The sequence below is a fragment of the Streptomyces sp. NPDC001889 genome, assembly GCF_053594535.1.
This window is the reverse complement of the sequence record NZ_JBSFER010000031.1, coordinates 1-18,468: the sequence shown is the minus strand read 5'-3', so window position 1 is coordinate 18,468 and position 18,468 is coordinate 1. Positions and strand designations below refer to the sequence as shown.

At 70.9% G+C, this 18,468-nt stretch carries 20 protein-coding genes; 12 read left to right on the top strand and 8 right to left on the bottom strand.

The features are described 5' to 3' along the window. Nucleotide 1: 1 nt before the first annotated feature. The 3 genes from ACWCRA_RS30635 to ACWCRA_RS30625 all read left to right on the top strand — a co-directional run bounded on the left by ACWCRA_RS30635 (nucleotide 2) and on the right by ACWCRA_RS30625 (nucleotide 1,371). The gene (locus tag ACWCRA_RS30635) at nucleotides 2-118 is read left to right on the top strand and encodes an SGM_5486 family transporter-associated protein (protein ID WP_351553354.1); all 117 of its coding nucleotides are present in this window, start codon (nucleotides 2-4) and stop codon (nucleotides 116-118) included. A gap of 393 nt (nucleotides 119-511) precedes the next feature. Beyond that, the gene (locus ACWCRA_RS30630) at nucleotides 512-718 is read left to right on the top strand and encodes a hypothetical protein (protein ID WP_451069126.1); all 207 of its coding nucleotides are present in this window, start codon (nucleotides 512-514) and stop codon (nucleotides 716-718) included. Nucleotides 719-819: 101 nt separating this feature from the next. Continuing rightward, entirely contained in the window at nucleotides 820-1,371 is a 552-nt protein-coding gene (locus tag ACWCRA_RS30625) for a SixA phosphatase family protein (RefSeq protein ID WP_351553360.1), read from the top strand. A 157-nt stretch (nucleotides 1,372-1,528) separates the two neighbouring features. On the opposite strand, the gene serB is transcribed toward ACWCRA_RS30625, so the two are convergent. Continuing rightward, a complete protein-coding gene (gene serB, locus ACWCRA_RS30620; RefSeq protein ID WP_451069125.1) occupies nucleotides 1,529-2,746 on the bottom strand; it encodes a phosphoserine phosphatase SerB in 1,218 nt (405 codons plus the stop codon). A gap of 243 nt (nucleotides 2,747-2,989) precedes the next feature. Between serB and ACWCRA_RS30615 the strand changes: the two genes are divergently transcribed. After that, nucleotides 2,990-5,551 carry an FHA domain-containing protein gene (locus ACWCRA_RS30615; protein WP_451069124.1) on the top strand — a complete coding sequence of 854 codons (2,562 nt, stop codon included), beginning with the start codon at nucleotides 2,990-2,992 and terminating at the stop codon, nucleotides 5,549-5,551. 153 nt (nucleotides 5,552-5,704) lie between these two features. Here the strand turns inward: ACWCRA_RS30615 and ACWCRA_RS30610 are convergent, their stop codons facing one another. The 3 genes from ACWCRA_RS30610 to ACWCRA_RS30600 all read right to left on the bottom strand — a co-directional run bounded on the left by ACWCRA_RS30610 (nucleotide 5,705) and on the right by ACWCRA_RS30600 (nucleotide 8,512). Continuing rightward, nucleotides 5,705-6,430, bottom strand: a complete 726-nt coding sequence (locus tag ACWCRA_RS30610) for a transglycosylase SLT domain-containing protein (protein ID WP_451069123.1) — start codon at nucleotides 6,428-6,430, stop codon at nucleotides 5,705-5,707. A 281-nt stretch (nucleotides 6,431-6,711) separates the two neighbouring features. Further along, complete coding sequence (locus ACWCRA_RS30605; RefSeq protein ID WP_451069122.1) at nucleotides 6,712-7,803, bottom strand: S-adenosylmethionine:tRNA ribosyltransferase-isomerase; 1,092 nt, start codon at nucleotides 7,801-7,803, stop codon at nucleotides 6,712-6,714. Between the two features lie 13 nt (nucleotides 7,804-7,816). Continuing rightward, nucleotides 7,817-8,512 carry an SDR family NAD(P)-dependent oxidoreductase gene (locus ACWCRA_RS30600; protein ID WP_351553373.1) on the bottom strand — a complete coding sequence of 232 codons (696 nt, stop codon included), beginning with the start codon at nucleotides 8,510-8,512 and terminating at the stop codon, nucleotides 7,817-7,819. Between the two features lie 208 nt (nucleotides 8,513-8,720). Here ACWCRA_RS30600 and ACWCRA_RS30595 point away from each other — a divergent pair, with 208 nt between their 5' ends. The 3 genes from ACWCRA_RS30595 (at nucleotide 8,721) to ACWCRA_RS30585 (ending at nucleotide 10,900) form a co-directional block, all read left to right on the top strand. Continuing rightward, nucleotides 8,721-9,866 (top strand): GAF domain-containing sensor histidine kinase, encoded by a 1,146-nt coding sequence (locus ACWCRA_RS30595; RefSeq protein WP_351553376.1) that lies wholly within the window; start codon nucleotides 8,721-8,723, stop codon nucleotides 9,864-9,866. After that, nucleotides 9,859-10,503: a response regulator transcription factor gene (locus tag ACWCRA_RS30590; RefSeq protein ID WP_351553379.1), complete on the top strand. Its 645-nt coding sequence runs from the start codon at nucleotides 9,859-9,861 to the stop codon at nucleotides 10,501-10,503. The genes ACWCRA_RS30595 and ACWCRA_RS30590 overlap by 8 nt, the downstream gene beginning before the upstream one ends. A 151-nt stretch (nucleotides 10,504-10,654) precedes the next feature. Then, nucleotides 10,655-10,900, top strand: coding sequence for a chaplin (locus ACWCRA_RS30585; RefSeq protein WP_351553382.1), 246 nt, complete (start codon nucleotides 10,655-10,657; stop codon nucleotides 10,898-10,900). Between the two features lie 120 nt (nucleotides 10,901-11,020). On the opposite strand, the gene ACWCRA_RS30580 is transcribed toward ACWCRA_RS30585, so the two are convergent. After that, nucleotides 11,021-11,815, bottom strand: coding sequence for a hypothetical protein (locus ACWCRA_RS30580; protein WP_451069121.1), 795 nt, complete (start codon nucleotides 11,813-11,815; stop codon nucleotides 11,021-11,023). Nucleotides 11,816-11,962: 147 nt separating this feature from the next. Here ACWCRA_RS30580 and ACWCRA_RS30575 point away from each other — a divergent pair, with 147 nt between their 5' ends. The 4 genes from ACWCRA_RS30575 (at nucleotide 11,963) to ACWCRA_RS30560 (ending at nucleotide 15,185) form a co-directional block, all read left to right on the top strand. Further along, nucleotides 11,963-12,763 (top strand): ABC transporter ATP-binding protein, encoded by an 801-nt coding sequence (locus ACWCRA_RS30575; RefSeq protein WP_351553388.1) that lies wholly within the window; start codon nucleotides 11,963-11,965, stop codon nucleotides 12,761-12,763. An 85-nt stretch (nucleotides 12,764-12,848) separates the two neighbouring features. After that, entirely contained in the window at nucleotides 12,849-13,277 is a 429-nt protein-coding gene (locus ACWCRA_RS30570; RefSeq protein ID WP_351553391.1) for an NfeD family protein, read from the top strand. Nucleotides 13,278-13,416: 139 nt separating this feature from the next. After that, a complete protein-coding gene (locus tag ACWCRA_RS30565) occupies nucleotides 13,417-14,346 on the top strand; it encodes an SPFH domain-containing protein (RefSeq protein WP_351553394.1) in 930 nt (309 codons plus the stop codon). Nucleotides 14,347-14,408: 62 nt separating this feature from the next. Further along, nucleotides 14,409-15,185: a sulfite exporter TauE/SafE family protein gene (locus ACWCRA_RS30560; RefSeq protein WP_351553397.1), complete on the top strand. Its 777-nt coding sequence runs from the start codon at nucleotides 14,409-14,411 to the stop codon at nucleotides 15,183-15,185. 45 nt (nucleotides 15,186-15,230) lie between these two features. Here ACWCRA_RS30560 and ACWCRA_RS30555 read toward each other — a convergent pair whose 3' ends face one another. From ACWCRA_RS30555 to ACWCRA_RS30545, 3 genes are all read right to left on the bottom strand, one after another. Continuing rightward, the gene (locus tag ACWCRA_RS30555; protein ID WP_351553400.1) at nucleotides 15,231-15,740 is read right to left on the bottom strand and encodes an HNH endonuclease; all 510 of its coding nucleotides are present in this window, start codon (nucleotides 15,738-15,740) and stop codon (nucleotides 15,231-15,233) included. Between the two features lie 194 nt (nucleotides 15,741-15,934). Beyond that, entirely contained in the window at nucleotides 15,935-16,471 is a 537-nt protein-coding gene (locus tag ACWCRA_RS30550) for a YbhB/YbcL family Raf kinase inhibitor-like protein (RefSeq protein ID WP_351553402.1), read from the bottom strand. A gap of 90 nt (nucleotides 16,472-16,561) precedes the next feature. Beyond that, a complete protein-coding gene (locus tag ACWCRA_RS30545; protein ID WP_451069120.1) occupies nucleotides 16,562-17,344 on the bottom strand; it encodes a sporulation protein in 783 nt (260 codons plus the stop codon). Between the two features lie 74 nt (nucleotides 17,345-17,418). On the opposite strand from ACWCRA_RS30545, the gene ACWCRA_RS30540 reads away from it, so the two are divergent. Then, the gene (locus tag ACWCRA_RS30540; protein ID WP_351553408.1) at nucleotides 17,419-18,060 is read left to right on the top strand and encodes a DNA-3-methyladenine glycosylase; all 642 of its coding nucleotides are present in this window, start codon (nucleotides 17,419-17,421) and stop codon (nucleotides 18,058-18,060) included. Nucleotides 18,061-18,468 lie beyond the last annotated feature (408 nt).

The following is an 18,468-nucleotide window of genomic DNA, read 5'->3' as shown; positions in this document are numbered from 1 at the left end:
CATGCCAGTCCTCGATCCGAATCCGCAGAACGGCCAGAAGAAGCTCCTCCTTGTCTTCGGCACCATGATCGGCTTCTTTGTGGTCATGGGAATCATCGCTTCCATCGCGTCTCCCTGACAGATCCGGGCCGCCCCCGGAGCCCCGGGCCGTGAGCGCGGGCCGAGGGCCCCGCCCGGCACCGCGAGCCCCGCCCGGCACCGTGAGCCCGGCCCGGCACCGTGAGCCCGGCCCGGCACCGCGAGCCCGGCCCGAGCCCGCGCTGGAGCACCTCGTACGGCACCGCGAGCCCGGCCCGAGCCCGCACCGGGGCACCCCTCCCGGCACCGTGAGCCCGAGCCGCCGGGGCCCGCGTCCCGGCCGCCCCGCACGGGGGTGGTGCCGGCCCCCCGTCCCCTAGGGGGTCAGGTTCAGGGGGAAGTGGGTGGACCACCGGATGGGCGCCCGCTGCCGTGATCCCTAGCGTGGGACCAACCAGCGCGGACCCGCGGATCACAGCTCACGGAGGCGACCATGTCGGTCCACACCCCCACCCCTTCCCGTGGCACGGGCGGAGCGGGCCACCGTCTTCCCTGGTGGGCCCTGGCGCTGCCGGTGCTCGCCTTCGCGGTGCTGATGCTCGGCATAGCCGGCCCCGCCCGGGCCGAGACCACCGCCACCGGCGGCGAGCCGGTCGTCCGGGTGGCCATCGAGTACCTCCGGGCGCTTCTGACCCGCTGAGTCACCATCCGGTCACGCCCGTCGCACCACCGCCCCCACCTGGGTGGGAAGCCCGTCAACACCCCGCGCCCGTTGGCGCGTTTCATGCGAAGCTGGGGTGCATGAGCGTCGCCACGCCGTCCGGCGGGAAAGCCCCCGGACCCTCCGAACCCCGCAGGATCGTGCTCCTCCGACACGCGAAGGCCGAGTGGTCCGAGAACTCCGACCACGACCGCCCGCTCGCCGAGCGAGGGCGGATGGACGCCCCCGTGGCGGGCCGCAGGCTCGCCGAGACCTCCATCGCCTTCGATCTCGCCCTGTGCTCAACAGCGGCCAGGACCCGGGAGACATGGAAGCTCGCGGTGCACGAACTGCCGGAGCGCCCCAGAACGGTCTACGAGGACCGGCTGTACGAGGCATCCCCCGGCGAGATCATCGCCCTGCTCAACGAGACCCCGGACGAGGTGGGCAATCTGCTGCTCATCGGCCACAACCCTGGAATGCACGCGGTCGCCGACGCCCTCGCCGGGGAGGCCGAGGGCGATCTCCAGGCCCGGATGAACCGAGGCTCCTTCCCGACCTCGGCCTTCGCGGTCCTGGAGTTCACCGGCTCCTGGAAGAGCGTGGAGCACGGAATCGCCCGGCTGACCGGCTACTGGGCTCCGCACGACTGATCCGGCGCCCCGGGCCGCCCCGCTCCGGGGCCGCACCGTCCGCAGGTGTCCGTACCTCGCCACCCGCCCCGGCAGAGGTCCCGGACCGGCCCTCATCGACAGGGCCCCGGCACGCGCCGCGCGCCGGGGCCCCGCTCCGTTTCCGCTTCCGTGCGCCTCAGTGCTCGGCGTCCGCGCCGTCCGCCGCCTCGACCTCTTCACGGGTGATGCCCAGCAGATAGAGCACCGTGTCCAGGAACGGCACGTTCACCGCCGTGTGCGCGGCCTCCCGCACCACGGGCTTGGCGTTGAAGGCGACCCCCAGACCGGCCGCGTTCAGCATGTCCAGATCGTTGGCCCCATCACCGATCGCCACCGTCTGCGCGAGCGGGACGCCCGCCTCGGCGGCGAACCGGCGCAGCAGCCGTGCCTTGCCCGCCCGGTCGACGATCTCCCCGGTCACCCGGCCGGTGAGCCTGCCGCCGGCTATCTCCAGGGTGTTCGCCGAGGCGAAGTCCAGCCCCAGCCGCTCCTTGAGGTCATCGGTGACCTGGGTGAAGCCACCGGAGACCACACCCACCTGGAATCCCAGCCGCTTCAGGGTACGGATCAGGGTCCGGGCGCCCGGAGTCAGCCGCACCTCGGCGCGCACCTTCTCCACCACCGAGGCGTCCAGACCCTTCAGCAGCGCCACCCGGGCGTGCAGGGACTGCTCGAAGTCCAGCTCCCCGCGCATCGCGGCGGCCGTGACCTCGGCCACCTGCTGCTCACACCCCGCGTGGGCGGCGAACAGCTCGATGACCTCGTCCTGGATCAGGGTGGAGTCCACATCCATGACCACCAGCCGCTGGGCCCGGCGGTGCAGCCCCGCCGACACCACGGCCACATCGACGCCGATGGCGGAGGACTCGGTGGCCAGCGCGGTGCGCAGGGTCTCCGTCTCCGCGCCGGAGACAGCGAACTCGACCGCCGTCACCGGATACTTGGCGAGCCGGAAGACACGGTCGATATTGCCGCCGACGGCCGCGATCCGCGCCGTTATGGCCGCGGTCGCCTCGGCCGTGAGCGGGTGGCCGAGCACCGTCACATGGGACCGGCCGCTGCCGCGCGGCCGGTTGTCCCCGATGCCCGAGATGATCTCGGCCTGGAGCTTCACGGACTCGGCCCAGCTGTGCACGGTGGCCCGCAGCTCGCCCTCGTCGGCCCCGGCCGCGGTGGGCGCGGTGACCAGCGCGCAGAGGACGAGGCGGCCCCGGGAGACGACCTGCTCGATGTCGATGACATCAACCGAGAAGGCGGCGAGGGTGTCGAAGAGCCCGGCGGTGAGTCCGGGACGGTCCTTCCCGAAAATCTTGACGAGAAGGGTGCGTACGTCGGAGGTCTGCGATGCGCTCATGGTTCTCCCACCGTAACCGGCGATGGTGACGGCGAGATGAACCATCCCGATGGGCGGACAGCGGTCGCGGCCCCGGTGCTCACCCTGTGTCACGTTCCTGTCACGGAGGCGCCGCTTCCGGCGGGGCCGGCGCTCACCGCGGACCGGCCCGCGTACCAGGTGCGTAACCGAGCCTGAAATAGTTCCACCCGATGTTCGCCATCCCTAGACTCCCTGTGACAAGGGTATTTCGGGGGACAAGTAGTGGGGCATGGAGTGCGGGAACTCGTACTGGAATTGAACGGAAGGACCTGGGCCCTCGACCCGTCCAGGTCGTACACCCTGGGGCGCGATCCGCAGGGTGACATGGTGCTGGAGGACGCCCGGGTCTCCTGGAGGCACGCCAGCCTCGTCTGGGACGGCCGGAGTTGGGTCATCGAGGACCACGGCAGCACCAACGGCACCTATGTGCAGGGCCGGCGCGTCCACCAGTCGGAGATCGCCCCCGGACTGGCCGTGTACCTGGGCAACGCCACGGACGGCCCCCGGCTGACCCTCTCGGGAGCGGCGGCGGCCGGGGGGAGCGCGCCGGAGCGGCAGCGGTTCCCGGACCCGTACCAGCAGCAGGCCCCCGTCCTCCAGGAACCCTCCCACCAGCGGCGGCCCGGCGGCGGCCCGGCCGCGGACGCCCAGGGACGGCACCAGCCCCCGTACGCGGGCGACGGCGCACCCGTGGCGCGGGCAGGGGCCCACCCGCCGGACGGGATTCCGCGGCAGCGGGGAGCCGGAGCCCCGGGAGCGCCCGCCCCCGGCGACCGCGACCCCACCACCTTCCACCAGCTCTCCCGGGGCCGGGTCATGCGCATCGGCCGCGCGCTGGAGAACGAACTGGTCATCGCCGACCTCCAGGTGTCCCGCTTCCACGCCGAATTCACCGCGACCCCGGACGGCCGTTTCGAACTCCGCGACCTCGGGGCCCACAACGGCACCTTCGTCAATGGCCAGCCGATTCCGAGATCCACCTCCGTCGTCATCGGCCCCGAGGACATCGTCGGTGTCGGCCACTCCACCTTCCGGATCGTCGGCGAACGCCTGGAGGAATTCGTCGACACCGGGGAAGTCTCCTTCTCCGCACGGCATCTGACGGTCACCGTCGACGGCGGAAAGCAGATTCTCCGCGATGTCTCCTTCGGTGTCCCCGAGAAATCCCTCATCGGTGTCATCGGTCCCTCGGGATCGGGAAAGTCCACCCTCCTCAAGGCGCTCACCGGATACCGGCCCGCCAACCAGGGCGATGTCCTCTACGACAACCGCAGCCTCTACAAGCAATTCGCCGAACTGCGCCAGCGCATCGGTCTCGTCCCCCAGGACGACATCCTGCACAAGGAACTCACCGTCCGGAAAGCGCTGAAATACGCCGCCCGGCTCCGCTTCCCCGGTGACACCGCCGAGAGCGAGCGCGAGGCCCGGATCGACGAGGTGCTGCGCGAGCTGAAGCTCGACCTCCACAAGGACAAGAAGATCACCTCGCTCTCCGGCGGCCAGCGCAAGCGCGTCTCGGTCGCCCTGGAGCTGCTCACCAAGCCCTCGCTGATCTTCCTGGACGAGCCGACCTCGGGCCTCGACCCGGGCATGGACCGCGATGTGATGCAGCTGCTGCGCGGACTGGCCGACGACGGCCGCACCGTCCTGGTGGTCACCCACTCGGTGGCCGAGCTCCAGCTCTGCGACAAACTGCTGGTCATGGCCCCCGGCGGCACGGTCGCCTACTTCGGCCCCCCGGAGGAGGCGCTCAATTTCTTCGGCTACACCACCTGGGCCGATGTCTTCTCCGCCTTCGAGAACTACCGCGAGTACGACTGGGCCGGCCGCTGGCGCGGCTCACAGCACTACCAGATGTACGCGGCCGACATCGACGCCGTCGCCCCGCAGCAGGCCGCCGTGGCCCCGCCGCAGCGGGTCCGCCCGCCCAAGCCGCAGAGCTGGGGCGCCCAGCTGGCGACGCTGATGCGCCGCTACACCGCCGTCATCGCCTCCGACCGCGGCTTTCTCGCGCTGATGGTGATCCTGCCCGCCGTCCTCGGCCTGGTCAGTGTGGTCATCCCGGCCGAGTTCGGCCTCGCGGCCCCCGACGACGGGAAATCCCGGCACAACAGCGACGCCGGCACCATCATGCTGATCCTGACGGTCGGCATGTGCTTCTCCGGCGCGGCCAACTCCGTCCGAGAGCTGATCAAGGAACGGGTCATCTACGAACGGGAGCGCGCCACCGGGCTCTCCCGCTCCGCCTATCTGATGTCCAAGGTGATCGTCCTCGGGCTGATCACCGCCGTCCAGGGCGTCATCCTCTGCGGTATCGGCTTCGCCCCGCGCGAGCTGCCCGCCGAGGGCCTGATCCTCCCGCCCGCCCTGGAACTCTGCCTGGTGGTCATCGCCCTCGGCTTCACCTCCATGATGTTCGGCCTGGTCATCTCCTCGCTGGTGCGGACCACCGAGAAGACCATGCCGCTGCTGGTGATGTTCGCGATCGTCCAGATCGTCTTCACCGGGATTCTCTTCAAGGTGTACGACTCACCGGGCCTGGAGCAGTTCGCCTGGCTGATGCCCTCCCGCTGGGCCGTCGCCGGCGCCGGAACGACCCTGGACCTGGGGCGGCTGATGCCGCCGTGGGACAGCGGGAACCCCGGGGACACCGATCCCCTCTGGGCGCACTCGGCGGGGCAGTGGGGTGTCAATGTGACGGTGCTGCTCGTGATGGCGCTCCTCTGCGGTGTCGCCGTGGCCCGGCTGCTGCGCCGGCACGAGCCCGAGGTCATGCGCAAGTAGCCCCGCCGCTCGCCCCGGCCGGGCGGGCCCCGCCGCACCGCCGCGCGGAGCGGCCCCGCCGCACCCGTGCCGAAAGGGCGGCACTCCCGTACGGGGGTGCCGCCCTTCCGGCGTCTGTATGTCGCGGTCCGCCTGTCCGGACCGGGCTCCGGCTCAGTAGGCGCCGAAGACGTTGTCGATCGAGCCGTAGCGGTCGGCGGCGTAGTTGGCCGCGGCGACGATGTTGGCGACCGGGTGGTACAGGTCGAACGGGGTCCCGGCCACGTGGTAGGCGTTGAACGTCGGCTGGATGACCTGGAGCAGGCCCTTCGACGGCACACCGTTGATCGCGTTGATGTCCCAGTTGTTGATGGCACGCGGGTTGCCGCTGGACTCACGCATGATGTTGCGGTGCAGCCCGTCGTACGAGCCGGGGATGCCCTCCTTCTTCATGATGGAGAGCGCCTCGCGAATCCAGCCGTCCAGGTTGTTGGGGTACACGGTGGTACGGGCGGCGACGGTGCGGGTGGCGACCGTCTCCTCGGAGGCACGCTTGGCGGCGGCGGACTCGGCGGCGGCCTTCTTGGTCGCGGCGGCGAGTTTCGCCTTGGCGTCGGCCTGGGCCTTCGCGTCGGTCTTCGCCTTGGCGGCGGCCTTCACGGCCTCCTGGATCTGGGTCTCGGCGGCGGACTTCTCCGTGTCGAGGTGGAGCATGGCCGGCTTGCCGGAAGCGGCCTGGAGGGCCACCGGAGCGGTTCCGGCCACTGCCTTGGTTTCGGCCGAGCCGCCGGCGGGCACCAGAGAGAGAGTGACTGCTGCGGCACCGGCGGCGGCGATACCGGCGATCGAGGCCTTGCGGGCCTTGGTCATATGGGTACTGCGAATGCTGGACGCGGACATACAGACGTACCTCTTCGAATCGGGAAGTCGCTTCAGGCCGTGGAGGCGGCGCTGCGCTCCTGCGGCGTGGCGACTGGGCAATTCTTAGCGGCAGCAAAATGCCCTGGCAAAGGTGTGACGTACGACCCGCGATAGTGGATCACGCCCTTGGCCAATCGCCCTCCCAATTACTCCGCGCCCGCTCACACGGTCCCTATCTCTCCACTAAAGAGATTCGTAAGTGACGTGCGTCCTATGCGCGGGCTCACACCGAGGCCCCACTGATATCACAATGCGTTGCTTCAGTAATGCAATGTGTCAGCGTTGCCATGCGGGTTGTCATCCGGAAGTACGAGATGGACATCGCCGAACTCGTGCCAGAGGTAGAGCCCGCGCAGCGCCTCCTCATACGCACGGCCGAGAGCGGCCCGCCCGGCGATCGCCTCCAGCATCAGCAGATGCGAGGCCGCGGGCTCGTGCAGACCGGTCAGCAGGCCGTCCACGGCCCGCACCCCGCGCTCGGGCGTCACCACCAGATCCGTCCACCCCGAGGCCGCCCGCACCACCCCGTCCGCCCCCGCCGCCGACTCCAGCGCCCGTACCGCCGTCGTCCCCACCGCCACGATCCGCCCGCCGGCCGCCCGCGCGGCGTTCACCAGCCACGCGGTCGCCGCGGGCACCCCGAAGCGCTCCGGATACGGCGGCTCGTGCGCCTCGGCCGACGCCACCCCCGTGTGCAGCACCACCGGAGCGAACTGCACCCCCCGGCTCACCAGCTCCGCGACCAGCCGCGCCGTGAAGGGCCGCGCGGCACTCGGCATCTCCGCCGAGCCCGCGCCATCGGCCCTCGGGCGGGCGAACACCGTCTGATACGCCGAGAGCGGCTGCTCCCCGGCGGTGTACGCGTACCGGATGGGCCGCCCGAACCGGCTCAGCAGCCCCGCCACGGGCACGGGCACCGACGCCCACCACAGCCGGTCCGCCCCCGCCACCAGCGGCTCCTCCAGCACCAGCCGCACGCCCCCGGGCAGCCGCACCGCCGCCCCCGGGGGCCCGCCGGGCCGGGGCAGCGTGGTCCCCGCCCCGTCCGGCCGCCGCAGCTCCACCGCCCACCGACCGTCGTCACCGAGCGTGGAGAAGTGCACCACCACCGCCTCGGCCGCCAGCCGCCCGGTCACCGCCGCCGGCAGCGTCGCCGAGGTGTTGACCACCAGCACATCACCGGCCCGCAGCACCCCCGGCAGCTCCCGGAAGACCCGGTGCGAGACCCGGACGCCGCGCGACACCAGCAGCCGTACGTCGTCCCGCCCCGCGCCCCGCACCTCCGCCGGGACCCGCGCCGACAGCTCGTCGGGCACCCACAGCGCCTCCAGCGCCCGCACCGGCTCCGACATCACCGCACCCCGCTCACACCGTCTCCAGCAGCGAGGGGGCCGCGTACCGCCCGCTCACCGGCCGCTGGTCCAGCAGCCGCAGAAAGCCCGGAACCACCGATTCCGGCGTCGGGCGCTCCTCACCGTCGTTCGGGACCGCCGCCTCGTACAGATCGGTGTCCATGTCCCCCGGGTCCACCGCCCACACCCGCAGCTCCGGCTCCTCCACCCCCAGCACCGCCATCAGGTGGTCCAGCGCCGCCTTCGACGCCCCGTAGCCGCCCCAGGTCTCGTACGCCTCCGCCGCCGCGTCCGAGCTGATCGCGATCACCGTCCCGGCCTCCGAGGCCCGCAGCAGCGGCAGCGCCTCCTGCACCAGCCCCAGCGCCGCCACCACATTGGTCTCCAGCGCCTCCCGCAGCCCCGCCAGCGGCTGCGCCTCCAGCCGCACCAGCGGCGCGGCGCCCAGCACACTGGCATTGCTCACCAGCAGATCGAGGCCGCCCAGCTCCCGGGCGGCGGCCACCAGCGCCGCCCGGTGCGCCGGATCGTTCACATCGCCCGGCACCGCCACCACCCGGGTGCCGTGCGCCCCCACGAACCGGGCACTGCGCTCCAGCACCCCGGCGGTCCGGGCATTCAGCACCAGATCCCAGCCGCGCTCCGCGAGCCCGGCCGCGAGCGCGCGCCCCAGCCCCTTCGAAGATCCCGTGATCACCGCAACCGGCATGGCGTCCATCCCCTTCTCCGGCCGGCGCGCGTCGGGTCCGTGTCGTACTGCTCCGCGCCGACCCACCCACCGTAGAAAGGGGAACCTCACCTCCGCCTCGTCCGGCGGACCCCCTTCCCCAAGGCTTTTCGACCTAGGCCCCCGGTCCTAATCAGCTGCCGCCCACCGACGGATACGGACGGTCACACCCCGCCGGTACGGTGAGGGCATGAGCCATCGACCCAGCTCGGGCCTCGCCGCCGTGAGCACCGCACTCCTCGCCATGAGCAGGCATCTGGAGGTGCGCGATGTGCTCAAGACCATCGTCGCCTCCGCCCGCGACCTGCTGGACGCGGAGTACGCCGCCCTCGGCGTCCCCGACGACCACGGCGGCTTCGCCCAGTTCGTGGTCGACGGCGTCAGCGAGGCGCAGTGGAAGGCGATCGGCCCCCTGCCCCGCCAGCACGGCGTCCTCGCGGCCATGCTCCGCGACGCCAGGACCGAGCGGCTCGCCGATGTGCGCGAGGACCCGCGCTTCGGCGGCTGGCCCGCCGCCCACCCCGACCTCTCCGACTTCCTCGGCGTCCCGATCAAGGACGGCGAGGAGATCATCGGGGCCCTCTTCCTCGCCAACAAGCGCTGCCCCCGGCCCGGGGGCGGCTGCGGCTTCACCGAGGCCGACGAGGAGCTGCTCTCGATCCTCGCCCAGCACGCCGCCATCGCCCTGACCAACGCCCGGCTGTACGAGCGCAGCCGCGAGCTGACCATCGCCGAGGAGCGCTCCCGGCTCGCCCACGAGCTGCACGACGCGGTCAGCCAGAAGCTCTTCTCGCTCCGTCTCACCGCCCAGGCCGCCACCGCCCTCGTGGACCGCGACCCGGCCCGCGCCAAGGACGAGCTCCAGCAGGTCGCGGCCCTCGCCGCCGAGGCCGCCGACGAGCTGCGCGCCGCCGTCGTCGAGCTGCGCCCCGCCGCCCTCGACGAGGACGGTCTGATCAACACCCTCCGCACCCACATCCAGGTCCTCGACCGCGCCCACGCCGCCCGGGTCACCTTCGACACCTGCGGCACCAAGGCCCTGCCCGCCGCCCAGGAGGAAGCCGTGCTCCGGGTCGCCCAGGAGGCCCTGCACAACGCCCTGCGCCACTCCGGCGCCCACCGGGTGGACGTCGTGCTCGCCCCCCGGGGCCAGGGCGCGGTCCTCAGCGTCACCGACAACGGCCGGGGCTTCGAGCCCCGCACGGTCCGCCGGGCCGGCCGCCACCTCGGACTGGTCTCCATGCGGGACCGGGCGAGCGGCGTCGGCGGCAGACTCACCGTCCAGTCAGCGCCCGGCAAGGGCACCACGATCGAGATGGAGGTCCCCGGTGGGTGACAAGGTGGTTCGGGTTCTGCTGGTCGACGACCACCAGGTGGTGCGCCGAGGGCTGCGCACCTTCCTGGAGATCCAGGACGACATCGAGGTCGTCGGCGAGGCGGGCGACGGCGAGGAGGGGGTGGCCCGGGCCGAGGAGCTGAAGCCCGATGTCGTCCTCATGGACGTGAAGATGCCCGGCACCGACGGGATCGAGGCCCTGCGCAGGCTCCGCGACCTCGCCAACCCCGCGAAGGTGCTGATCGTCACCAGCTTCACCGAGCAGCGCACCGTGGTCCCCGCCCTGCGCGCCGGCGCCTCCGGCTATGTCTACAAGGACATCGACCCCGAGGCGCTCGCCGGGGCCATCCGCTCGGTCCACGCGGGCCATGTGCTGCTCCAGCCCGAGGTGGCGGGCGCCCTCCTCTCCCAGGAGGAGCAGGGCGGCGGCCACGGGCGCGGCGGCTCCCTCACCGAGCGGGAGCGCGAGGTCCTCGGACTGATCGCCGACGGTCGCTCCAACCGGGAGATCGCCCGCGCCCTCGTCCTCTCCGAGAAGACGGTCAAGACGCATGTCTCGAACATCCTGATGAAACTGGATCTGGCGGACCGCACCCAGGCGGCGCTCTGGGCGGTACGTCACGGTCTGGCGGGGTGACCGAAGGAGTCCCACCCGGGTTCCCGACCGGTCGGAGATTCATACTGTCGGGTGTATGTCACCCGGACGGCGCATCCCGATCGCGCGTACGGCGTTGTCCAGGGCGTGCCGCGGCGCACCGCCGCGGTCAATGCCCAGGAGGACTGAAGAAGTGAAGAACCTGAAGAAGGCCGCCGCCCTCACCATGATCACCGGCAGCCTCATCGCCGCGGGTGCCGGCGTCGCCTCCGCCTCCGGCGGGGCCCACGCCTGGGGCGAGGCCGTCGGCTCCCCGGGCGTCGCCTCGGGCAATCTGGTCCAGGTCCCGGTCCACGTCCCGGTCAACGCCGTGGGCAACACCGTGAATGTGATCGGCCTGCTCAACCCGGCCTTCGGCAACCTCGGCATCAACGCCTGACACCCACCACCCCCCCCCGGTGGACCGGCCCCACCCGTGCGCACGGGCCGGCCCCACCGGGGGTCCGGGACCGGGCCGCCCCCCCGCCCCGGACCTCCGGGGCCGGGGCGGCCCCCCGGATCACCTCCCGCGCTCCCGCTCCTCCACATACGCGTTGTACGCGGCCACCTGCGCCCGCCGCGCCACCCGCTCCACCGGCCGCAGCGCCTCGCCCCGCGCCGCCATCTCCGAGGCGCTCACGGCCCCGCCGTGCCCGTTCTCGTACGCCACCGAGATCAGCAGCCCCACCCGCTGGGCCAGCTCCAGCACCCGCACCGCCCGCGGCGGATACCCCGGCGCCAGCGCCTCCCGCCCCCGCTCCGCCCGCGCCCGGTAGGCGTCCACCGCCGTGTCCGCCACCGGACCCGACGCGGCCACGTCGAGGCGCGCCAGCACCCGCGTCGCGTCGCGCAGCGCCTCCGCCAGCTCCCGCTCGGCCTCGCCGAGCGAGGGCACATCCGCCGGCGGGGCCTCCCGCACCGGCAGACAGTGCCAGACCACCTCCACCCGCACATCCGCGGCGCCGGTCCCCGCGCCCGCCTCGCGCACCTCGGGCACGAGACCGAACGCGGCCCCGTACCCCACGACCGCCTCCTCGGCCTCCAGCGCCCGCGCGTTGAACTCCGCGGGCCCGCTGAGCCCCAGCGGATGCCCCGGCACCGGCAGCGCCACCCGCCACCCGGTCACCCCGAGCAGCCGCAGCCGCCCCAGCGCCAGGCTGAGACCGACCGGCCCCGCCTCGCCCGGCAGCCCCTCCACCCGGTGCACCGCGTCGTCCGCGACGATCGCCTGCACCGCGTCATCCGGTGATGCGGCCCCCGCCAACAGGGCATTGCCCCAGGCGGCCAGCCGTCCTGAACGTGGTTCCCACAACATGCCCCCACCCTAAGGACGAACTCCAAGGTTCGGACCGGTGGACGGTGCCACCCGACCGGTGGCGTAGGTTTTCCCTGGGGGCTGTGCCCACAGGCACACAGGGCCTCCACACACCTCAAGACGATTGCATGGGGAGACAACGCGCTCATGAGCGAAGTACTGGAGCTGGTGGACGTATCCGTGGTCCGCGACGGACGCGCTCTGGTGGACGACGTCTCCTGGTCGGTCAAGGAGGGGGAGCGCTGGATCATCCTCGGCCCCAACGGCGCCGGCAAGACGACCCTGCTCAACCTCGCCTCCAGCTATCTCTTCCCGACCACCGGCACGGTCAAGATCCTGGACGAGCGCCTCGGCGGCGTCGACGTCTTCGAGCTGCGCCCCCGGATCGGCATGGCCGGCATCGCCATGGCCGAGAAGCTCCCCAAGCGGCAGACCGTGCTCCAGACCGTGCTCACCGCGGCGTACGGCATGACCGCCACCTGGCACGAGAACTACGACGCGGTGGACGAGGAGCGCGCCCGCGCCTTCCTCGACCGGCTCGGCATGACCGACTATCTGGACCGCCGCTTCGGCACCCTCTCCGAGGGCGAGCGCAAGCGGACCCTGATCGCCCGCGCGATGATGACCGACCCCGAACTGCTGCTCCTGGACGAGCCCGCGGCCGGCCTCGACCTCGGCGGCCGCGAGGACCTGGTGCGCCGGCTCGGACGGCTCGCCCGTGACCCGTACGCCCCCTCCATGATCATGGTCACCCACCATGTCGAGGAGATCGCGCCGGGCTTCACCCATGTACTGATGATCCGCCAGGGCAAGGTGCTGGCCGCCGGACCGGTGGAGATGGAACTGACCTCGCGCAACCTCTCCCTCTGCTTCGGCCTGCCGCTCGTCGTCGAGCGCGTCGACGACCGCTGGACCGCGCGAGGGCTGCCGCTCGGCCGGAACGCATAAGTTCTGGCCGAGAACCGACCCTCCGCCGATTCCCGGACACCCTGGCCCCCTGTCCTGACCCGACCGGCGGACCTACCATGACCATGTGGAAATCGACGCGTGGGTGTGGTGGCTGATCGGCGCGGTCGGACTGGGCATTCCGCTGGTCCTCACCGCGATGCCCGAGTTCGGAATGTTCTCCGCCGGAGCGGTCGCGGCGGCCGTCGTCGCGGCACTCGGCGGCGGTGTGGTCGCCCAGGTGCTGGTCTTCGCCGTGGTCTCCGTCGCCCTCATCGCCGTCGTCCGGTCGATAGCGGGACGCCAGCGCACCGGCGGACCCGGATTCTCCAGCGGGGTCGACGCGCTGAAGGGCCGTCAGGCGGTCGTGGTGGAACGGGTCGACGGGAGCGGCGGGCGCATCAAGCTCGCCGGTGAGATCTGGTCCGCCCGCACGCTCGACGCGGAGATGGTCTTCGAGCCCGGCCGGCAGGTCGATGTCGTCGAGATCGACGGTGCCACCGCGGTCGTCATGTGACCGGGGGCTGACCCCGCCGACGACAATCCAGGCCAACCTGCGGAACACCCCCCGCGCAGACCACTGATCTGGGAAACTCGATCATCAGACTCATCCGGCCATCGGACTCATTCCGCAGCGAAGGGCACAGGAACAAGCGATGCAACCGATCATCATCGTCCTGATCATTCTGGTGGTGCTGGTCTTCATCGCCCTGATCAAGACGATCCAGGTCATCCCGCAGGCCAGCGCCGCCATCGTCGAGCGCTTCGGGCGCTACACCCGCACGCTCAACGCGGGCCTCAACATCGTCGTCCCCTTCATCGACTCCATCCGCAACCGCATCGACCTGCGCGAACAGGTCGTCCCCTTCCCGCCGCAGCCGGTGATCACCCAGGACAACCTGGTCGTCAACATCGACACCGTCATCTACTACCAGGTGACCGACGCCCGCGCCGCGACCTACGAGGTCGCCAGCTACATCCAGGCCATCGAGCAGCTCACCGTCACCACCCTCCGGAACATCATCGGAGGCATGGACCTGGAGCGGACCCTCACCTCCCGCGAGGAGATCAACGCCGCCCTCCGCGGCGTCCTGGACGAGGCCACCGGCAAGTGGGGCATCCGCGTCAACCGCGTCGAGCTGAAGGCGATCGAGCCGCCCACCTCCATCCAGGACTCGATGGAGAAGCAGATGCGCGCCGACCGCGACAAGCGCGCCGCGATCCTCACCGCCGAGGGCATCCGGCAGTCGCAGATCCTCACCGCCGAGGGCGAGAAGCAGTCCGCGATCCTCCGCGCGGAAGGCGAGGCCAAGGCCGCGGCCCTCCGTGCCGAGGGCGAGGCCCAGGCCATCCGTACCGTCTTCGAGTCCATCCACGCCGGAGACCCGGACCAGAAGCTCCTCTCCTACCAGTACCTCCAGATGCTCCCCAAGATCGCCGAGGGCGACGCCAACAAGCTCTGGATCGTCCCCAGCGAGATCGGCGACGCCCTCAAGGGACTCTCCGGCGCCTTCGGCAACCTCGGCGGCGGAGTCCCCGGCTTCAACACCGGAAAAGAGCGGCGCGAAGAGCCCCCGCTCGACTGACGCCATCCCTCATCGGGCATGATCGGTGCACTCGGCACCGATCATGAGGGGCGGCACACACCGTGACCATCTGGGAGATGCTCGCCGTCTTCGTCGCGGGTGTCTGCGGTGGCGCGATCAACGCCATCGTGGGCTCGGGAACCCTGATCACCTTCCCCGTGCTCCTCGCCACCGGCCTCCCCCCGGTCACCGCGACCGTCTCCAACGCCCTCGGCATGGTCTCCGGCGCGATCAGCGGCGCCATCGCCTACCGCGCCGAACTCGCCGGCCAGGCCCGCCGCGTCATCCGGCTCGGGATCGTCGCCGCCATCGGCGGTGTCGGCGGAGCCGTACTGCTGCTGACCCTGCCACCGACGGCCTTCGAGACCATCGTCCCGATACTCGTCGCCCTCGCCCTCGTGCTGATCATCCTCCAGCCCCGTATCTCCCGGGCCGTCCAGCGCCGCCGTGAGCGCAACGGCACCCCGGGACACGCCGACGGCGGCCCCCTGCTCCTCATCGGACTGCTGCTCGCCAGCGTCTACGGCGGCTACTTCACCGCCGCCCAGGGCATCATCTACATCGCCCTCATGGGCATGCTGATCAACGACACCCTCCAGCGCATCAACGCGGTGAAGACCGTTCTCGCCGCCGTGGTCACCGGTGTCGCCTCGATCTTCTTCCTCTTCGTCGCCGAACTCGACTGGACGGCCGTCCTGCTGATCGCCGTCGGCTCCGCCATCGGCGGCCAGCTCGGCGCCGCCTACGGGCGCAAGCTCCCCCCGAACGCGCTCCGCGCCATCATCGTCGCCGTCGGCACGATCGCCATCGTCCAGCTTCTGCTGCGCCGCTTCACCTGACACCGCCGGAGCCCGCCCCACCGGGACGGGCTCCCTCCACCACGACTACGCGGCCTGCCGGCCGGCCAGCCAGCCGGGCAGCTCCGCCCGCTCCCCGGCCCGCAGCCCCAGCAGCATCGCATCGGCCGGGGAGGGTATGAACGGCTCACGCAGCAGCGGCATCCCCGCCTGCTCGGGCGTACGGTCCGCCTTGCGGTGATTGTCCTCCGCGCAGGAGGCCACCGTATTGAGCCAGCTGTCCGCACCACCGTGCGAACGCGGCACCACATGGTCGACCGTCGTCGCGCGTCTGCCGCAGTACGCGCACCGGTGCTGGTCCCGCACCAGCACTCCCCGTCTCGACCACGGCGCCTGTCTTCGGAAGGGCACCCTGACATATCTGCACAGCCTGATCACCCGCGGTACGGGAAGATCCACCGCCGCCGCACGCATCCGGAGACCCGGGTGGGCCTGCTCGACAACCGCCTTGTCCTGGAGCACCAGAACCACCGCACGGTGCAGAGTCACCGTCGACAGCGGTTCAAAGCTCGCATTCAGTACCAGCGTGTCGCGCATCCCGCCCGCCTCCGTTCGCCTGCCCGCCCCCTGGCGGGCCTGGATCAACTCTGGCCGGGCGCGCCGAGATGGACAACGCAATATCCATGCCGCTCAGAGCCCCGCGCGAGGACCCGGCGACAAAAAAACTGCCCTGCTCTGATCTCTCCAGGACCAGAGCAGGGCAAACAATGGACGAACGGTCCGTACCGGAGTCAGCTCTCCGCCGGACTCGCGTACTCGCCGATCAACTGGGCGCGTCCGAGCGTGTGGAAACGGAGATTGAAGCCCACCACGGCCGGCGAGACCTCCGCGTCGGGGCCGAGCCTCGGCTGATCCACCGCGTACACCGTGAAGACATAGCGATGGTTCTCCCCGGCCGGCGGCGCGGCCCCGCCGAACTCCTTCGACCCGTAGTCGTTGCGGACCTGGACCGCCCCGTCGGGCAGCCCGGCGAACGACCCGCTGCCCGCACCGGCGGGCAGCTCGGTGACCGACGCCGGGATGTCGAAGAGCACCCAGTGCCAGAATCCGCTGCCCGTGGGCGCGTCCGGATCGAAACAGGTCACGGCGAAGCTCTCGGTCCCGGCGGGAAAGCCCTCCCACCGCAGATGCGGCGAGAGATTCCCCGCCGCGTGGAGCTGAGCGTCCTTCAGTACCGCCCCCGGCGCGATGTCATCGCTCACCACCGTGAACGACGGCACCTCCGGATGGAAAGCGTGCGGAAGGGGCGCCCTCGTCAACTCGGTCACATCCACAACCTCTCGTCGGATCGATCCTGTCCCGGTCCGCCCGGCTCACGGCCTCAGCCGGACCGCCGGACACGACCCTAGGGCCAGTGACTAGAGCCAGTTGCGCCGGCCGCCGACATCGGCGAGCCACAGATTGAGGTACGCCGCCCAGTCGGTGGAGCCGAAGTCCCGCTGTCCGACCGTGAACGCCTTGTACGAGTCGCTGCCCTCGCTGAACAGACCGGGCTTCTTGTCCATCTCCACGATGACGTCCATCTCGTGCTCATCGGCGATGAACGTCAGCTCCACCTGGTGCAGGCCCCGGTACCGCTCCGGCGGGTAGAACTCGATCTCCTGGTAGAACGGCAGCTTCTGCCGCGTTCCCCGGATGTTCCCGCGCTCCATGTCAGCGCTCTTGAAACGGAAGCCGAGCTGGACGAAGGCGTCGAGAATCGCCTGCTGGGCCGGGAGCGGATGGACGTTCACCGGGTCCAGGTCGCCCGAGTCGACCGCCCGCGCGATCTCCAGTTCGGTCGTCACCCCGATGTCCATCCCGCGCAGCCGCTGGCCGGCGATGTTCGTCACCGGGGTCTCCCACGGGATCTCCAGGCCGAACGGCACCACATGCACCGCACCGGCCTTCACCTCGAAGGCCCCACCGAGCTGCTGCTTGGCGAACTCGATGTTCTGCCTGACCTCCTGGTCACCGCTCTCCACCTCGACCTTCGCCTGAAGACCGACGGAGAGCGCCTCGATGCGCTGATCCACCGAACCGCCCTGAACGCGGACCTCGCCCTGGACGACACCGCCCGGCACCACGTTCTCCTCGGTGAGCACTGTCTCCACCGACGCACCACCGGCGCCCAGGCTCGCGAGCAGCTTCTTGAAGCCCATGTCCACTCCTTCTCTTTCCTGCTCCGTACATACGCACCACAGCGGGCACCGGTTCCCCGCTACCCTCGGACGCCATGATCAAGCCCTCCGACCGTACGCCGCTGCCCCGGGCCTTCTTCGACCGCCCCGTCCTGGACGTCGCCCCGGAACTCCTCGGCTGCACCCTGATACGGAACACCGCCGACGGCCCCATCGAGCTGCGGATCACCGAGGTCGAGGCCTACGCGGGCGAGCTGGACCCGGGCTCCCACGCCTTCCGCGGCCGGACCCCCCGGAACGAGGTGATGTTCGGCCCGCCGGGCCATGCCTACGTCTACTTCACTTACGGAATGTGGCACTGCCTCAACGCGGTGTGCGGTCCCGAGGGCCGTGCGAGCGGAGTTCTGCTGAGGGCCGGCGAGATTCTCGCGGGCGCCGAGCAGGCCCGCAAACGTCGACTCTCGGCCCGATACGACAGAGAACTGGCCAAAGGCCCGGCACGTCTGGCCACCGCCCTCGATGTCGACCGCGATCTCAACGGCACCGACCTCTGCGCCGGCACCACCGCCCCGCTCTCCCTGCTCCCGGGCCCGGCTCTCCGCCCTGACCAGGTCTCCAGCGGTCCCCGCACCGGAGTGGGCGGCGACGGAGCCCACCACCCCTGGCGCTACTGGATCGCGGGCGACCCCACCGTCAGCCCCTACCGCGCCCACACCCCGCGCCGCCGCGCAACTTGACTCGGCCCCGCACGCCGCCTAACGTAGCCCGAGCCGCTTGAGACGGGCCCTGCTGTTCAGCATCCCGAAGTGGCCATCCACTACTGACGACCAACCCCAATCGGGTGCGATTTCGGCATGCCGCAATCCATTTCGAAAGACTCGATTATGAGTTGACGCGGGAATCGGTTAACGTAGTGAACACGCCGAAAGGCAGCCGAAAGGCGAAAGGCCGGTCCAACTGGCCTCTGGATCTGAATCCAAGTCCGGAAACGGAATGGGAAAACGGTCTGGTAGAGTTGGAAACGCAAGACCGAAGGGAAAGCCCGGAGGGCCTGGTGAAAAGGGTCTGAAGGAAGCGTCCGTTCCTTGAGAACTCAACAGCGTGCCAAAAGTCAACGCCAGATACGTTGATACCCCGTCCCCTTA

Coding starts and splice junctions, on each gene's coding strand:
- ACWCRA_RS30605 (WP_451069122.1), bottom strand. CDS start 7,803: ATGTCGGAGCCGGTGCGGGCGCTGGAGGCGCTGTGGGTGCCCGACGAG.
- ACWCRA_RS30600 (WP_351553373.1), bottom strand. CDS start 8,512: ATGCCGGTTGCGGTGATCACGGGATCTTCGAAGGGGCTGGGGCGCGCG.
- ACWCRA_RS30545 (WP_451069120.1), bottom strand. CDS start 17,344: ATGGGCTTCAAGAAGCTGCTCGCGAGCCTGGGCGCCGGTGGTGCGTCG.
- ACWCRA_RS30630 (WP_451069126.1), top strand. CDS start 512: ATGTCGGTCCACACCCCCACCCCTTCCCGTGGCACGGGCGGAGCGGGC.
- ACWCRA_RS30595 (WP_351553376.1), top strand. CDS start 8,721: ATGAGCCATCGACCCAGCTCGGGCCTCGCCGCCGTGAGCACCGCACTC.
- ACWCRA_RS30580 (WP_451069121.1), bottom strand. CDS start 11,815: ATGTTGTGGGAACCACGTTCAGGACGGCTGGCCGCCTGGGGCAATGCC.
- ACWCRA_RS30610 (WP_451069123.1), bottom strand. CDS start 6,430: ATGTCCGCGTCCAGCATTCGCAGTACCCATATGACCAAGGCCCGCAAG.
- ACWCRA_RS30625 (WP_351553360.1), top strand. CDS start 820: ATGAGCGTCGCCACGCCGTCCGGCGGGAAAGCCCCCGGACCCTCCGAA.
- serB (WP_451069125.1), bottom strand. CDS start 2,746: ATGAGCGCATCGCAGACCTCCGACGTACGCACCCTTCTCGTCAAGATT.
- ACWCRA_RS30575 (WP_351553388.1), top strand. CDS start 11,963: ATGAGCGAAGTACTGGAGCTGGTGGACGTATCCGTGGTCCGCGACGGA.
- ACWCRA_RS30540 (WP_351553408.1), top strand. CDS start 17,419: ATGATCAAGCCCTCCGACCGTACGCCGCTGCCCCGGGCCTTCTTCGAC.
- ACWCRA_RS30635 (WP_351553354.1), top strand. CDS start 2: ATGCCAGTCCTCGATCCGAATCCGCAGAACGGCCAGAAGAAGCTCCTC.
- ACWCRA_RS30555 (WP_351553400.1), bottom strand. CDS start 15,740: ATGCGCGACACGCTGGTACTGAATGCGAGCTTTGAACCGCTGTCGACG.
- ACWCRA_RS30565 (WP_351553394.1), top strand. CDS start 13,417: ATGCAACCGATCATCATCGTCCTGATCATTCTGGTGGTGCTGGTCTTC.